The 14,565-nt window shown below is 64.5% G+C and carries 20 protein-coding genes; 11 read left to right on the top strand and 9 right to left on the bottom strand.

All coding sequences use genetic code 11. The features are described 5' to 3' along the window. Positions 1-6 precede the first annotated feature (6 nt). The 5 genes from purC to FGU64_RS00805 all read left to right on the top strand — a co-directional run bounded on the left by purC (position 7) and on the right by FGU64_RS00805 (position 2,497). Positions 7-798, top strand: coding sequence for a phosphoribosylaminoimidazolesuccinocarboxamide synthase (gene purC / locus FGU64_RS00825; RefSeq protein WP_139950513.1), 792 nt, complete (start codon positions 7-9; stop codon positions 796-798). Positions 799-809: 11 nt separating this feature from the next. Further along, entirely contained in the window at positions 810-1,052 is a 243-nt protein-coding gene (purS, locus tag FGU64_RS00820) for a phosphoribosylformylglycinamidine synthase subunit PurS (RefSeq protein WP_139950512.1), read from the top strand. A gap of 19 nt (positions 1,053-1,071) precedes the next feature. Further along, positions 1,072-1,332, top strand: coding sequence for a hypothetical protein (locus FGU64_RS00815; protein WP_136360099.1), 261 nt, complete (start codon positions 1,072-1,074; stop codon positions 1,330-1,332). Then, complete coding sequence (gene purQ, locus FGU64_RS00810) at positions 1,329-1,997, top strand: phosphoribosylformylglycinamidine synthase subunit PurQ (protein ID WP_139950511.1); 669 nt, start codon at positions 1,329-1,331, stop codon at positions 1,995-1,997. Before FGU64_RS00815 ends, purQ begins: the two co-directional genes overlap by 4 nt. An 83-nt stretch (positions 1,998-2,080) precedes the next feature. Further along, positions 2,081-2,497, top strand: a complete 417-nt coding sequence (locus tag FGU64_RS00805; RefSeq protein ID WP_139950510.1) for a hypothetical protein — start codon at positions 2,081-2,083, stop codon at positions 2,495-2,497. Between the two features lie 16 nt (positions 2,498-2,513). Here the strand turns inward: FGU64_RS00805 and FGU64_RS00800 are convergent, their stop codons facing one another. Then, the gene (locus tag FGU64_RS00800) at positions 2,514-2,753 is read right to left on the bottom strand and encodes a DUF1127 domain-containing protein (protein WP_139950509.1); all 240 of its coding nucleotides are present in this window, start codon (positions 2,751-2,753) and stop codon (positions 2,514-2,516) included. 84 nt (positions 2,754-2,837) lie between these two features. Here FGU64_RS00800 and FGU64_RS00795 point away from each other — a divergent pair, with 84 nt between their 5' ends. The 3 genes from FGU64_RS00795 to FGU64_RS00785 all read left to right on the top strand — a co-directional run bounded on the left by FGU64_RS00795 (position 2,838) and on the right by FGU64_RS00785 (position 6,837). Next, positions 2,838-4,250: a PLP-dependent aminotransferase family protein gene (locus FGU64_RS00795; protein WP_139950508.1), complete on the top strand. Its 1,413-nt coding sequence runs from the start codon at positions 2,838-2,840 to the stop codon at positions 4,248-4,250. Between the two features lie 113 nt (positions 4,251-4,363). Then, positions 4,364-6,589: a phosphoribosylformylglycinamidine synthase subunit PurL gene (gene purL / locus FGU64_RS00790; RefSeq protein ID WP_139950507.1), complete on the top strand. Its 2,226-nt coding sequence runs from the start codon at positions 4,364-4,366 to the stop codon at positions 6,587-6,589. A 14-nt stretch (positions 6,590-6,603) separates the two neighbouring features. Further along, positions 6,604-6,837 carry a BolA family transcriptional regulator gene (locus FGU64_RS00785; protein ID WP_136360105.1) on the top strand — a complete coding sequence of 78 codons (234 nt, stop codon included), beginning with the start codon at positions 6,604-6,606 and terminating at the stop codon, positions 6,835-6,837. Between the two features lie 157 nt (positions 6,838-6,994). Here FGU64_RS00785 and FGU64_RS00780 read toward each other — a convergent pair whose 3' ends face one another. Continuing rightward, positions 6,995-7,786 carry a phosphodiester glycosidase family protein gene (locus FGU64_RS00780; protein ID WP_246671206.1) on the bottom strand — a complete coding sequence of 264 codons (792 nt, stop codon included), beginning with the start codon at positions 7,784-7,786 and terminating at the stop codon, positions 6,995-6,997. A 191-nt stretch (positions 7,787-7,977) separates the two neighbouring features. On the opposite strand from FGU64_RS00780, the gene grxD reads away from it, so the two are divergent. Both grxD and FGU64_RS00770 read left to right on the top strand, forming a co-directional pair. After that, positions 7,978-8,313: a Grx4 family monothiol glutaredoxin gene (gene grxD / locus FGU64_RS00775; RefSeq protein WP_136360107.1), complete on the top strand. Its 336-nt coding sequence runs from the start codon at positions 7,978-7,980 to the stop codon at positions 8,311-8,313. A 117-nt stretch (positions 8,314-8,430) separates the two neighbouring features. Beyond that, positions 8,431-9,705, top strand: a complete 1,275-nt coding sequence (locus FGU64_RS00770) for a multidrug effflux MFS transporter (RefSeq protein ID WP_139950505.1) — start codon at positions 8,431-8,433, stop codon at positions 9,703-9,705. 129 nt (positions 9,706-9,834) lie between these two features. Here the strand turns inward: FGU64_RS00770 and ttcA are convergent, their stop codons facing one another. From ttcA to FGU64_RS00740, 6 genes are all read right to left on the bottom strand, one after another. After that, positions 9,835-10,689 carry a tRNA 2-thiocytidine(32) synthetase TtcA gene (gene ttcA, locus FGU64_RS00765; RefSeq protein WP_139950504.1) on the bottom strand — a complete coding sequence of 285 codons (855 nt, stop codon included), beginning with the start codon at positions 10,687-10,689 and terminating at the stop codon, positions 9,835-9,837. A 103-nt stretch (positions 10,690-10,792) separates the two neighbouring features. After that, complete coding sequence (gene rpsD / locus FGU64_RS00760; protein ID WP_136360110.1) at positions 10,793-11,410, bottom strand: 30S ribosomal protein S4; 618 nt, start codon at positions 11,408-11,410, stop codon at positions 10,793-10,795. Positions 11,411-11,648: 238 nt separating this feature from the next. Continuing rightward, entirely contained in the window at positions 11,649-11,945 is a 297-nt protein-coding gene (locus FGU64_RS00755) for a hypothetical protein (RefSeq protein ID WP_246671205.1), read from the bottom strand. A gap of 121 nt (positions 11,946-12,066) precedes the next feature. Continuing rightward, positions 12,067-12,558, bottom strand: a complete 492-nt coding sequence (locus tag FGU64_RS00750) for an SRPBCC domain-containing protein (protein ID WP_139950502.1) — start codon at positions 12,556-12,558, stop codon at positions 12,067-12,069. Then, positions 12,542-12,886 carry a metalloregulator ArsR/SmtB family transcription factor gene (locus FGU64_RS00745; protein WP_139950501.1) on the bottom strand — a complete coding sequence of 115 codons (345 nt, stop codon included), beginning with the start codon at positions 12,884-12,886 and terminating at the stop codon, positions 12,542-12,544. The genes FGU64_RS00750 and FGU64_RS00745 overlap by 17 nt, the downstream gene beginning before the upstream one ends. Positions 12,887-12,989: 103 nt before the next feature. Continuing rightward, complete coding sequence (locus FGU64_RS00740; protein ID WP_139950500.1) at positions 12,990-13,409, bottom strand: helix-turn-helix domain-containing protein; 420 nt, start codon at positions 13,407-13,409, stop codon at positions 12,990-12,992. Positions 13,410-13,553: 144 nt separating this feature from the next. Between FGU64_RS00740 and FGU64_RS00735 the strand changes: the two genes are divergently transcribed. After that, positions 13,554-14,192 (top strand): NAD(P)-dependent oxidoreductase, encoded by a 639-nt coding sequence (locus FGU64_RS00735; RefSeq protein WP_139950499.1) that lies wholly within the window; start codon positions 13,554-13,556, stop codon positions 14,190-14,192. A 147-nt stretch (positions 14,193-14,339) separates the two neighbouring features. Here the strand turns inward: FGU64_RS00735 and FGU64_RS00730 are convergent, their stop codons facing one another. Continuing rightward, positions 14,340-14,528 carry a DUF3008 family protein gene (locus FGU64_RS00730; RefSeq protein ID WP_136360116.1) on the bottom strand — a complete coding sequence of 63 codons (189 nt, stop codon included), beginning with the start codon at positions 14,526-14,528 and terminating at the stop codon, positions 14,340-14,342. Positions 14,529-14,565 lie beyond the last annotated feature (37 nt).

The raw sequence follows: 14,565 nt of genomic DNA, 5'->3' as shown, positions 1-14,565 counted from the left end.
CACCCCATGAAGTCACGCCGCCGCATCTACGAAGGCAAGGCCAAGATCCTTTACGAAGGACCGGAGCCGGGAACGCTGATCCAGTTCTTCAAGGACGACGCCACCGCCTTCAACAAGAAGAAACACGAAGTGGTGGACGGCAAGGGCGTGCTCAACAACCGCATTTCCGAGCACATCTTCAACCATCTCAACCGCATGGGCATCCCGACCCATTTCATCCGCCGCCTCAACATGCGCGAGCAGTTGATCAAGGAAGTCGAGATCATCCCGCTGGAAGTGGTGGTGCGCAACGTCGCCGCCGGCTCGCTGGCCAAGCGCCTCGGCATCGAGGAAGGCACGGTGCTGCCGCGCTCGATCATCGAATTCTATTACAAGGCCGACGCGCTCGACGACCCGATGGTGTCGGAAGAGCATATCACCGCCTTCGGCTGGGCGAGCCCGCAGGAAATCGACGACATCATGGCGCTGGCCATCCGCGTCAACGACTTCCTCTCCGGCCTGTTTCTCGGCGTCGGCATCCAGCTCGTCGACTTCAAGATCGAATGCGGCCGTCTGTTCGAGGGCGACATGATGCGCATCGTCGTCGCAGACGAGATTTCCCCGGATTCCTGCCGGCTGTGGGACGTCGCCACGCAGGACAAGCTCGACAAGGACCGCTTCCGCCGCGACATGGGCGGGCTGGTCGAAGCCTATCAGGAAGTGGCGCGCCGCCTCGGCATCATGAACGAGAACGAGCCGCCGCGCCCGACCGGCCCGGTGCTGGTCTCCTCCAGCGACCCCAAGACCACCAAGCACTGAGGACCCACCGCGTGATCAAGGCCCGCGTTACCGTAACCCTCAAGACCGGTGTCCTCGACCCGCAGGGCAAGGCGATCGAGCACGCGCTGACCGGCCTCGGCTTCGGCGGCGTCGGCGCCGTCAGGCAAGGCAAGGTGTTCGACATCGAGATCGATGGCGCCGACAGGACACAGGCCGAAGCCGACCTCAAGGCCATGTGCGACAAGCTTCTGGCGAATACGGTGATTGAGAATTATAGTGTAGCCATTACCTGAGGTTGTACCGGAGGGTAGGATGGCGGAAGTCGATGGCGATCTGATCTACGAAATCCTCAAAAGCATTCAGGGCAGACTCGACAAGATCGATGCCGGCATCGGTGAGATCCGACATGAAATCGTTTCGCTGCGGCTCAACCAGATGGGCATGCAGAACGATATTCATAACATCTACGGCGTCCTTGCCCGCCACGACGAACGCCTCGAACGCATAGAACATCGCCTCGACCTGCGCGAACTGGCCGAGAAATCCCAGACCCCATACGAGCCGCCCAAATGAAATCCGCCGTCGTCCTCCTTCCCGGCCTCAACCGCGACCGCGACATGATCGCGGCGCTGACCAAGATTTCCGGCGCCGCACCCGCGACCGTGTGGCAGACCGACACGGAAATCCCCGACGTCGACCTGATCGCCATTCCCGGCGGCTTCTCCTTCGGCGACTACCTGCGCTGCGGGGCGATCGCGGCGCGCTCGCCGGTCATGCGCGCGGTGGCGGAGAAGGCGGCCAAGGGCGTCATGGTCGTCGGCGTCTGCAACGGCTTCCAGATCCTCGTCGAGGCCGGCCTGCTGCCCGGCGCGTTGATGCGCAACGCCTCGCTGAAATTCGTCTGCCGCGAGGTGAAGCTTCAGATCGCCAATGCCAACACGGCGTTCACCCGCGGCTATCGGCAACATCAGGTCATCCGCTGTCCTGTGGCGCATCACGACGGCAACTATTTCGCCGACGCCGAAACGCTGGCGCGCATCGAAGGCGAAGGCCAGGTGGTATTCCGCTATGCCGAGGGCACCAACCCGAACGGCTCGGTCAACGACATCGCCGGCATCGTCTCGGCCAAGGGCAACGTGCTCGGCCTGATGCCGCACCCGGAAAACCTGATCGAGGCGGCACACGGCGGCAGCGACGGGCGCGCGCTGTTCGAGGGCGCGCTGGGGCTGGCGGCCTGACGCCGTGGCTTGCGAGCCGCTGGCGCGGCGCGGAAAAGTCTGAAATCCTGCTGCAAGCTGAACCCGAATCGACGGATGAGAGCATGACGATCCGCCTTGCCGCCACCTGCGCCCTCGTCGCCCTGTCCGGCCTCGCGCTGGCCGCCTGCCAGTCCAAGTCCTACAACGGCGCGTCCGGCGGCGGTGGCAAGAGCGCATCGCTCAGGGCCATGGAGCAGGTGGCGATCGCCGCGCACAAATGCTGGATCGCCTCGAAGGACCCAGCTTTCAGGGCGTACCAGATGGCCAACGAACTGAACAATTTCGGCGGCACGCCGCGCTTCCTGCTGGTGCCGGCCAAGCACTACGGCGGCAAGCCGCTGCTGGTGGTGCAGGCGAGCGGCAATTCCAGCCGCGTCGACGTCTACGGCCCGCTGATGGACGGCGCGCTCGGCAGCCGCATCGGCGCCGACATCGCCCGCTGGCAGACCGGCTCCGGCGACTGCGGCACTGCCGCCTGAAGCGCGCCGCGATCAATCATTCCCAGGGAGGGCGAATACCCTCGCGATAGGCGTCGGCGCGGGAAATGCCGATGTCCTTGAGCTGTTCGTCGGTCATTTCGAGCAGCGCCAGGCGGCTGCGCCGGCGATCCGCCAGGTAGTCGAGCCAAGCGTAGAGCGAACGAATGACAACCGTGATGCGCCTGACGAAGGAGGCGCGCGGCGGCAGGAACCGCAAACCATCAGAATCCGTGATGATTGCATCGATTGTCTTCATGATTGCACCTGGATTGATCAAGCTACCGGGGTGCAATCTCTATGAATTGACTTTCAAAACGGTGCAATGTAGAAAATTGTCACCATGACAAATTGGTTTTCCGACCTTTCCGGTCCCGGCCCGCTCTACCAGCGGCTGGCGGATCGCATCGAATCCGGCATCGACCGGGGCACGATGCCGGCCGGCTTCAAGCTGCCGCCGCAGCGCGACCTCGCCTACGACATCGGCGCGACGGTCGGCACGGTGGGGCGCGCCTACCAGTTGCTGCGCGAGCGCGGGCTGGTCAGCGGCGAGGTCGGCCGCGGCACCTATGTCCTGAAGCGGCACGACGACGCTCAACCCGGCATCGAGACGGCGCCCCTGTCCTATGAAGGCACGCGCGGTTTCGAAGCGCCACCCGACAAGCTGCGCTTCGACAGCACGGCCGCGCCGGACATCGGCCAGGGCGTCGCCGTCGGCGAATTGCTGGCACGCATCGCGACCGACCATCCCTCAGAGATTTCCAGCTATACGCGCGACTTCCCCGAACGCTGGTTCGAAGCCGGCAGCCGCTGGCTGGCGCGCAACGATTTCCGCCCTGCCCCGGATACGATCGTGCCGACGCTCGGCACCCATGCCGGCGTCATTTCCGCTATCTCGGCGCTGACCGCACCCGGCGACACCATCGCCTTCGAGCACCTGACCTATTCGCAGATCGCCCGCAGCGCCGGACTGATCGGTCGCCGGGTGGCGCTGGTCGCGGCCGACGGCGAAGGCCTCGACCCCGAGGATTTCGCCCATGTCTGCGCGCAGAAGCATCCGAAGATGATCTTCCTGATGCCGACGATGCAGAACCCGACGCTCGCCACGCTGTCGGCCGCGCGGCGGCAGGAGATCGCCCACATCGCGCGCGAGCACAACGTGCTTCTGATCGAGGACGATCTCTACGGCGCCATGACAGGCGATACGACGCCGCTTCTGGCCGAATATGCACCTGAGCGCGCCATCGTCGCCGGCGGCCTGTCGAAGTCGGTGGCGGCGGGCGTGCGCGGCGGCTGGCTGTCGTGCCCGCCCGCCTACCGGCACCGCATCCGCGTCGCCCACAAGATGCTGACCGGCGGCCTGCCCTTCCTGTCAGCGGAACTGTGCTCCCGGCTGGTGCTGTCAGGCCGCGCCGCCGAAATCCGCACGCAGATCCTCGCCGAGATCGAGGCGCGCACGGCGATGGTGCGCGACAGGCTCGCCGGCTTCAGGTTCAACAGCCACGCGCGGGTTCCCTTCGTCTGGCTGACACTGCCCGAGCCCTGGCTTTCTGGCACGTTCAAGAACGCGGCCCGGCAGAACGGCGTGCTCATCGACGACGAGGACGAGTTCAAGGCCGGCCGCTCGGAAAAGGTCTTCCACCGCATCCGCTTCGGCATCTCTCAGCCGCACCGGCGCGAGCAGGTCGAAGCCGGCATCGGCGTGATCCGCCGCCTGCTCGACGAAGGCCGCGCCGGCTACGAGAGCTTCGGCTGACGGAACCGCCGCGCCTGTGATTTTCGGCCGATTCCCCGGCTTTCATGGGGTGTAAGATCGCGGCGCATCGGCTATAGCGACCTCGACACGCGCTTTCGGAGCCGCCGCCACCGATGACCACTTCCAACACCGTCACGATCACGCCCGAACTGATTGCCGCGCACGGGCTGAAGCCAGACGAATACCAGCGCATCCTCGACCTGATCGGCCGCGAACCGAGCTTCACCGAACTCGGCATCTTCTCGGCCATGTGGAACGAACACTGTTCCTACAAGTCCTCGAAGAAATGGCTGCGCACGCTGCCGACCAAGGGCGAAGTCGTGATCCAGGGACCGGGCGAGAACGCCGGCGTGGTCGACATCGGCGACGGCGAGGCCGTCATCTTCAAGATGGAGAGCCACAACCACCCCTCCTACATCGAACCCTACCAGGGTGCGGCGACCGGCGTCGGCGGCATCCTGCGCGACGTCTTCACCATGGGCGCGCGGCCCGTGGCGGCGATGAACGCGCTGCGTTTCGGCGATCCAGGCCATCCTAAGACCCGGCATCTGGTTGCCGGCGTGGTGTCCGGCGTCGGCGGCTACGGCAATTCCTTCGGCGTGCCGACGGTCGGCGGCGAGGTCAATTTCGACGCCCGCTACAATGGCAACATCCTCGTCAACGCCTTCGCCGCCGGCATCGCGAAGACCGACGCCATCTTCTATTCCAAGGCGGAAGGCGTCGGCTTGCCGGTCGTCTATCTCGGCGCCAAGACCGGCCGCGACGGCGTCGGCGGCGCCACCATGGCTTCGGCCGAATTCGACGACTCGATCGAGGAAAAACGCCCGACCGTGCAGGTGGGCGATCCCTTCACCGAAAAGTGCCTGCTGGAAGCCTGCCTCGAACTGATGGCCTCGGGCGCCGTCATCGCCATCCAGGACATGGGCGCTGCGGGGCTGACCTGCTCGGCGGTGGAGATGGGCGCGAAGGGCGACCTCGGCATCGAACTCGACCTCGACAAGGTGCCGGTGCGCGAAGAGCGCATGTCGGCCTACGAGATGATGCTGTCGGAAAGCCAGGAGCGCATGCTCATGGTGCTGCGCCCCGAGAAGGAAAAGGAAGCCGAGGCGATCTTCGTCAAGTGGGGGCTGGACTTCGCCATCGTCGGCCGCACCACGGACGACCTGCGCTTTCGCGTCCTGCATCAAGGCGAAGAAGTCGCCGACCTGCCGATCAAGGACCTCGGCGACCAGGCGCCGGAATACGACCGGCCATGGGTCGAGCCGAAGAAGCCGGCAGCGCTGAAGGCCGGCGACGTGCCGCATGCGGACGTCGCGGACACCCTGCTGAAGCTGCTTTCCAGCCACGACCTTTCCTCGCGCCGCTGGGTTTGGGAACAGTACGACACCCTCATCCAGGGCAATTCGCTGCAACGGCCTGGCGGCGACGCCGGCGTGGTGCGCGTCGACGGTCACGCCACCAAGGCGCTGGCCTTTTCCTCCGACGTGACGCCGCGCTACTGCGAGGCCGATCCTTACGAAGGCGGCAAACAGGCGGTGGCCGAATGCTGGCGCAACCTGACGGCGACAGGCGCCTTGCCCTTGGCGGCCACCGATAACCTCAATTTCGGCAATCCCGAACGGCCCGAAAACATGGGCCAGTTCGTCAAGGCCATCGAAGGCATCGGTGAGGCCTGCCGGGCACTCAATTTCCCGATCGTGTCGGGCAACGTCTCGCTCTACAACGAGACGAACGGCCAGGGAATCCTGCCCACCCCCACCATCGGCGGCGTCGGCCTGCTGGCCGACTGGGGCAAGATGGCCCGCATCGGCTTTGCCGCCGAAAACCAGCCGATCCTGCTCGTCGGCGCACCGGCAGAATGGGGCACGCATCTCGGCCAGTCCGTCTACCTGCGCGACATCCACGGCCGCGCCGAAGGCCCGCCGCCGCCGGTCGATCTCGCCCATGAGAAAAAGGTCGGCGATTTCGTGCGCAAGCTGATCGCCTCGGGCGTCGTCACCGCCTGCCACGACGTTTCCGACGGCGGACTGGCCGTGGCGCTGGCCGAGATGGCGATGGCGTCGGGGATCGGTGCGACCGTCCCCGGCCTTGTCGATCTCGATCCGATCCCGGTCTGGTTCGGCGAGGATCAGGGGCGCTATCTCGTGACGCTCGCCCTCGACCCGCATGAGGAAGAAATCGACGCCGTCTGGAACGAAGCCAAGGCGCTCGGCATCTTCGCGCCGTGGATCGGCTCCACCGGCGGGCGCGATTTGAAACTCGGCGAGGCGCGTGCCATATCTGTGGCTGAATTGACCACCGCGCACGAATCCTGGTTTCCTCGCTTCATGGGGACCTGAACGAGGACAGCACCATGGCCATGGACGCCCACGACATCGAACGGCTCATCAAACAGGGCATCCCGGACGCACGGGTGACGATCCGCGATCTCGCCGGCGACGGCGACCACTACGCCGCCGAAGTAGTGGCCGAGAGCTTTCGCGGCAAAAGCCGCGTGCAGCAGCACCAGATGGTCTACGACGCGCTGAAAGGCAATATGGGCGGTGTGCTGCACGCGCTGGCCTTGCAGACCAGCGTGCCGGAGTAGCGCCTTGCCCTCGCCCCGTTTACGGGGAGAGGGAAGCAAAGCGAGCTTGCGAGCGAAGCAGGGTGAGGGGCAGCGCCAACCTCGGCAAGCCGGCTCCGCCCCTCATCCGGCCCTTCGGGCCACCTTCTCCCCGTGAACGGGGAGAAGGAAGAAGTGTTTACCTCTTCCTGACCGCCAGGATCGGCCCGACCGGGTCCTTGCCGCCGACAAGGATGCGGTCGCCGTCCGACAGGGTCGAAATCGCGCCGTCGAGGAACAGGGCGTTCGGGCAGGCAAGCTCATCCTTGAACAGCCGCGCGAAGGAGCCGAGGCTGACCGGCTGGCGCGAGATGGCCAGTACCACGGTGCCGTCGCCGCGCACACCCGCCCCGTTGCGGATGAAGCGTGAGGTGCCGTCCGGCTCGAAGCGCGGGTGGATCTTGCCGTCGATCACCAGCATCGGCCCGGATTGCGTGGCGTAGGCGATGTCAGGGTCGCCCTCGGGATGCGCGGCCTCATAGGCGGCTGTTTCCATCACGCCGGCGCTGCCGTCCTTGCGCACGAAGAACACGCCGTTCGGCTTGAGGAAGAAATTCCCCTCCCCGTCCGCCTGATTGAGCGGCGTCTCCTGCCGGCCGGCCTCGACGAACAGGCCGACCGGCCCGAGCCCCTCGTGATACATGCCGGCGTTCATCGCGAGCTGCACCGCCGCTCCCTTCGCGGCAACCGCCTTGTCGAACGCCTGGATCGAGCCATAGGGCTTGCCGCCCGCATCGGCGCGGGCGACGAAAACCGCGTAGCCCTTCGGATCGACTTCGCACACCGCATGGACGACACCCTCGAAGCTCAGGTCGTGGCAGAACGGCGGCAGTTCGCCGACCACCAGCGGCGGCTTCGGGGCCGGACGCGGCCAGAAGAAGAAGACCGCCGCCGCGACGGCGAGCAGGCCAACCACGATCGCAAGGACCACTCGCGGTCTCATGCGCATGCCATCGAGGCCGTTCGTTTGATGCGCGAGACAGGTCGCATGATGCTGGTCCAATTCACGTCATTGTTTGCGCCATTTCAAAGGCATCCCGGCAAATGGCTTGTTTCGGGTCGACTGCGGGGCTATTTGACTGTCATGTTATGGCCTTGCTTGCGCAGGCGAAAGGATTCTCCATGACCGGCATCAACGACTACATCGACAGCGAAGTTAAGGGCAACGACGTGGTGCTCTTCATGAAGGGCACGCCCGGCTTCCCGCAGTGCGGTTTCTCCGGCCAGGTCGTCCAGATTCTCGACTATGTCGGCGTCGACTACAAAGGCATCAACGTGCTGACCTCGAACGAGTTGCGCCAGGGCATCAAGGACTATTCCAACTGGCCGACCATCCCCCAGCTTTACGTCAAGGGCGAGTTCGTCGGCGGCTGCGACATCATCCGCGAAATGTTCCAGGCCGGCGAATTGCAGGCCTTCCTCCAGGAAAAGGGCGTCAGTGCCAAGAGCACGGCCTGAGCGCACAGCCGGGCACGCCCCCTAACCCGGCAACCCCCGCCGGTCCCGGTTTTCGGGACCGACAAGAGCCAATGCGTCGGCCTGCCGACGCATTTTCATTTAGGGACTGGATTTGCCATGGACCAGCAGAAGCCGGCGCCGCACCCAGAGACGCTGCGAGGCGCGCTGCGCATTCCGCGCTGGGAGTTCATCGCGCTGTGCGCGGCGCTGATGGCGGTCAATGCGCTCGCCGTCGACGTCATGCTGCCGGGCCTGCAGGAGATCGGCGCGTCGCTCGGCGTCGAGAACGAGAACCACAGGCAATACGTCATCCCCGCCTACATCTTCGGCTTCGGCGTGGCGCAACTGTTCTTCGGCCCGCTGTCGGACCGCTTCGGCCGACGCCCGCCGCTGGTCGCCGGGCTGATCGTCTACATCGTGGCGGCAGCGGCGGCGGCGGTTGCGCCGACCTTCGCGCTTCTCCTGGCCTGCCGCCTGGTGCAGGGCGTCGGCGCGGCGGCAACGCGCGTGATCGCCGTTTCCATAGTGCGCGACACCTTCGAGGGCCGGCGCATGGCGGAGGTCATGTCGCTGATCTTCATGGTGTTCATGGCGGTGCCCATCGTCGCGCCCAGCGTCGGCCAGTTCGTCATGCTGTTCGCCAGCTGGCATTTCATCTTCGTGGTCATGGCGGCGGGCGCATTGGCCGTGCTGGGCTGGATGTGGCTGCGCCTGCCCGAAACACTCCACCCTGAATACCGTCGCCCGTTCACCCTCGATGCCGTTCTCAAGGGCTTCGCCATCGTGCTGATGAACCGTGTAGCGCTCTGCTACACGCTGGCCAGCACGTTCATCTTCGCGGCGATGTTCGGCTTCATCACCTCCTCGCAGCAGATCTATGTCGGGCTCTACGGAGTAGGCGAATTGTTTCCGCTGATCTTCGCCGGCATGGCGGGCGTGATCGCTGTGTCCAACTTCGCCAATTCGCGACTGGTCGGGCGCATCGGCATGCGCCGGCTCTCGCACAGCGCGCTGCTGGCGTTCCTCACCATCAGCCTGATCTGGCTGGCGCTTTCGCTGGCCGGGCCGATCCCGTTGTGGCTGTTCATCATTATCTACTGCTGTGCGATGGTTCCCTTCGCCATGCTGGGCTCCAACTTCAACGCCCTGGCCATGGAACCGCTGGGTGCTATCGCCGGCACGGCCTCGTCGGTGCTCGGCTTCATGCAGACCTTCGTCGGCGGGGTGTTCGGCACTGCCATCGGCCAGGCCTATGACGGCACCGTGATGCCGCTGGCAGCCAGCTTCTGCCTGGTCACGGCAGCGGCGCTGGCTGCCGTGCTGGTGGCCGAACGCGGCAGGCTGTTCCAGGCGCACAACCCCCCGGTCACGCCCGGCGGCTTCAGCGAGTAGGAAGCCGGCGCGCGGTCAGGTCAGGTCCGGCTCCTTAGAGCGAAATGCCGTTTCCCTGAACCGGCATTTCGCTCTAGCCCTTTGTTTTTGAAGCATGCTGTTTTCCGAAAAGTCTGCAACTTTTCGGCATCATGCTTTAGCCAGCGCCGCGAAATCGAACAGCTTGCGGTCGAGCAGGTGCGATGGCCGCACGTTGGTCAGCGCGCGGATCATGGTGTCCTTGCGACCAGGCATCTTCTTTTCGATGTCGTCCAGCATCGCCTTCATGACGTTGCGCTGAAGGCCGTCCTGCGAGCCGCACAGGTCGCAGGGGATGATGGGAAAGCGCATGCCGGCTGCGAATTTCTCCAGATCCGATTCCGCACAATAGGAAAGCGGCCTCAGCACCAGCACGTCGCCCTCGTCGTTGAGCAGTTTCGGCGGCATGGCGGCCAGCCGGCCTCCGTGGAACAGGTTCATGAAAAAGGTTTCGAGAATATCCTCGCGGTGGTGGCCGAGCACCAGCGCCGAACAGCCTTCCTCCCGCGCGATGCGGTAGAGATGGCCGCGCCTGAGCCGCGAGCACAGCGAGCAGTAAGTGCTGTTGTCCGGCAGCTTATCGGTGACGATCGAATAGGTGTCGCGGTATTCGATGCGGTGGGCGATGCCGTTGGCCGTCAGGTATTCCGGCAGAATATGTTTCGGGAAATTCGGCTGACCCTGGTCGAGGTTGCAGGCGAGCAGGTCGACCGGCAGCAGGCCGCGCCATTTCAGCTCGAGCAGCAGCGCCAGCAGGCCGTAGGAATCCTTACCCCCCGACAGCGCCACCAGCCAGCGCTGGCCCGGCTCGACCATAGCGAAATCCTCGATGGCCTGGCGTGCGTGGCGCAGCAGCCGCTTGCGCAGCTTGTTGAACTCGACCGAGGACGGCGCTTCACGGAAAAGCGGATGACAGCCGCCTTCCGGCTCCGAAAGTTCGGTCATGGCGTCTGCATGGATGTTCATGATCGGCAGCCCGAAAATATGAGTAGGGACGGCTTAACCGAGCAGGCGCGCAAAGAAAAGGCCGCCCGGAGGCGGCCTTCGATATGTCTCGCTGCGGATAGGATCAGCGCGAGTAGAACTCGACCACCAGGTTCGGTTCCATCTGGACGGCGAACGGCACGTCGGCAAGGCCGGGAACGCGCTGGTAGGTGGCGACCATCTTGTTGTGATCGACCTCGATGTAGTCGGGCACGTCGCGCTCGGCGAGCTGGACCGATTCCAGCACGATGACGAGCTGCTTGGACTTCTCGCGCACCTCGATGACGTCGCCTGGCTTGCAGCGGTACGAGCCGATGTTGGTGCGGCGGCCGTTGACGTTGACATGGCCGTGATTGATGAACTGGCGCGCGGCGAAGATCGTCGGCACGAACTTGGCGCGGTAGACGACGGCGTCGAGACGCGATTCCAGCAGGCCGATCAGATTCTCGGAGGTATCGCCCTTGCGGCGGTTGGCCTCTTCATAGGTCTTACGGAACTGCTTTTCCGAAACGTCGCCGTAGTGCCCCTTCAGCTTCTGCTTGGCACGCAGCTGCAGGCCGAAGTCGGACATCTTGCCCTTGCGGCGCTGGCCGTGCTGGCCGGGGCCGTACTCACGCTTGTTGACCGGGGACTTCGGGCGGCCCCAGATGTTTTCGCCGAGACGGCGGTCGATCTTGTATTTCGCGGATTCGCGCTTGCTCATCGCATTCCCTTTCAAAACAATGCACCCGAAACCTCACGTCTCGGGTGAAGGAAACGCGCCCTCCTCTGGCCTCCGTTTTCGAAGCCTGACAGGACAACCCACGCACGCTTTGCGGAGATGTCCACGGGACACGTCAAACAACACGACCGGGCTTTTAGCCCGGCGCGTTGCCGGTTCCCTAGAGGGATCGGGGTTTCATGTCAAGCGGCGGACACCTAAGAGCCAGTAACGCGCGCTTTTACATATGGCTGACGACCGCCGGCGGGTGATCGTAGTCGTCCTCGCGTCCGTTCTCATATTGGATCGGGATCGCCGCCAATTCCTCGTCGGACACGCCGTCCAGCGCCGCGACGTTGACGGCATGGAACCAGCCGTCGAACGGTTCCATCTCCAGATAGCCTTTGCTGAAGCCGCGAAAGCCGCAGTGACCGCAGAAGTAGTGGTGGACGTGCCCTTGCGGCCATTGCGACTCCGGCCCACGGTAGTCGCGCAGCATCTCCTGCCCGGAGACGATGCGAAAGGCATCGCCAAGCACGAACACCTTCCACAGCCGCGACTTGCCACAGAAGCGGCAATTGCAACGGCGCGTCCCTTGAGCGAGGTCAACCTCGCATTCAAAGCGGACCGAACCGCAGTGGCAGCTTCCCCTGTAGGTCTTAAGCATCCCAGTTCCCCTCCCTTGCCAGCCGCTCCGCATAAGTCCGCTCTCGCTCGAAGCATTCGCTCCAGCCACCGACATGGCCGTCTCGGGATTCGACGGAGAGAAATGGCGCCTGATGAAAGGATTGCACGGTCTTTCCCTGCTTTTCGGCGAGGGTCACGGTGACCAGCGTCTCGATGCCGGGCTGGTCGTCGCCGTCTTCCCAAAGGAAGGTGTAGACAATGCGGCTGTTCGGCTCGATCTCGCGGTATTCACCCCTCATCCAGTACGTGCCGTGGTTAGCGGAGGCGATGCAAGCGCGCCATTTGCCGCCCGGCCGGAAATCCATCTCCAGATGCGTGCAGGTGAAATCCTTAGGTCCGAGCCAGCGGATCATGTGATCCCTGACCTGCCAGACGCGGAAGACGAGTGCGACCGGGGCTTCGAAGGTGCGCACGATCAGCAGTTCGTCGTCCTGCAGGCGCCCGGGATCAGTTCGGCTCGCCATCAGTTCCGCCTTTCTGCAATGAAGCCAGATACAGATCCATCCTGTCGAAACTATCCTCCCAGAAACGTCGGTAACGCTCCAGCCAGCCATCCACCGCCTTCAGTTGCCCGGGCTCCAGCCTGCACGGGCGCCACTGCGCCTCGCGGCCGCGGGAAATCAGCCCTGCCGTTTCCAACACCTTCAGATGGCGCGAGATCGCCGGCAGGCTGATGTCGAAAGGCTCGGCCAGTTCGTTGACGGTCGCCTCGCCCGTGGCAAGCCGGGCAAGGATGGCGCGGCGGGTCGGATCGGCGAGCGCCGAAAGCGTCCGGCTCAATGGATCTGTCATTTAGCCATTCCGTTAATTAACATAGCAGCTAAATAATAAGCGACGCATGGCCTGTCAACTCCATGTCGTTATCTTGCGTTGGCGTTACCGCGGGCGGCGTCCGTCACGCGGCGGCCGCGTCGAAGGCATTGCGGGCCGCCCGCATGCGGTCGCGGTTCTCGGCAGCCCAGGCGCCGAGCGCGCCGATCGGCCCGGCGATGGAATGGCCGAGTTCGGTCAGCGCATATTCCACCTCCGGCGGCGTGGTCGGTCGGACCGTGCGCGCCACCAGCCCGTCGCGCTCCAGTGAGCGCAGCGTCACCGTCAGCATGCGCTGGGAAATACCCTCGATGGCACGGCGTAGCGCGTTGAAGCGCACCGGCCTCTCCTGCAGGTTGATGACGACGAGCAGGCTCCACGTATCGCCGACCCGGTCCAGCACCTCCCGCATCGGGCAATTACCCCGCCCGTCCGGCTCGAAGCCGGGCGCGGTGTGGAGGAGCGGCGTATTCGAGGCAGCCCGAGGTTCCGCTCTGGCGTTCATGGCAGTTCCTTCCCTGTAACCTGGGCACGAAATCATGCGTTCTTTTCGCGCCGCGGCAAGGTGGCTATATGGTTACTTGTCGTAACCTGATTACGGATCATACCTACAATTTAGCCGCGAGGAAAGCGGCAGAAGGAGACAGTCATGAAGATCGCCCTCATCGGCGCGTCCGGCTTCGTCGGCAGCGCGCTGCTCAAGGAAGCCGCCGCGCGCGGTCATTCGGTCACGGCAATCGTGCGCAATCCAGGCAAGATCGCCGAGGCCAAGGGTGTGTCCGTCGTCCAGGCCGACGTCACCGACGCCGCGGCGCTCGCCGCCCTGCTGAAGGGCTACGACATCGTCGTTTCCGCCTTCAACGGCGGCTGGGGCGATCCGGACATCTACGCCAAGCATATCGCCGGCTCGAAAGCCATCGCGGCAGCGGCCAAGGCAGCGGGTGTCAGGCTGATCGAAATCGGCGGCGCCGGCTCGCTCCATGCGCCGGACGGCAGCCAGCTTGTCGATTCGCCCGAATTTCCGGCCGCCTACAAGGACGGCGCCCGCGCCGCGCGCGACGCGCTGACGGCGCTGCAACAGGGCGACTGGAAGGACTGGACCCTCGTTTCGCCGGCCATCATGCTGGCGCCCGGCCAGCGCACCGGCCACTATCGCCTCGGCGCCGACAATCCGGTCTTCGACACCAAGGGCGAGAGCCATATCTCGGTGGAGGACTTCGCCGTCGCGGTCCTCGACGAGGCGGAGACGCCAAAACATTCTGGCAAGCGCTTTACCGTGGGCTACTGAGCGTTTCGCTGGCGGTAGCGTCCCGTCTTCCTCGGGCCTCGCCCGAGGATCTGCCGGCAACAGGAAATAGCGGGGCACTTTGTTGCCGAGTGGACAATTGCCCGAAATGGACCGGGCATGATGAAGGCGGGTGCCGGACGTTTCCGCTCAATCCTTCGACTTATGCTCGGGCTTGCCCTTGCGCTTGGTCGAGGCCATGTCCTCCAGCTCTTTTTCGCTCATCGATTCGTACATACCCTTCGATGCGCCTTTGAGCTCGCTCTTCTTGGTGTCGCCGCGTTTGGCCGAGAGCGCCGCGCCGGCAGCCTTCTGCTGAGCCTTGGATGTAGCAGGCATGATCTTTCCTCCAGTTTCAGGAGAAAGGAACGCGACC

This window comes from Mesorhizobium sp. 8 (assembly GCF_006351905.1).
GTDB classification, from domain to species: domain Bacteria; phylum Pseudomonadota; class Alphaproteobacteria; order Rhizobiales; family Rhizobiaceae; genus Mesorhizobium; species Mesorhizobium composti.
The sequence above is the reverse complement of the archived record's forward strand: the minus strand, read 5'-3'. Positions and strand labels throughout refer to the sequence as shown.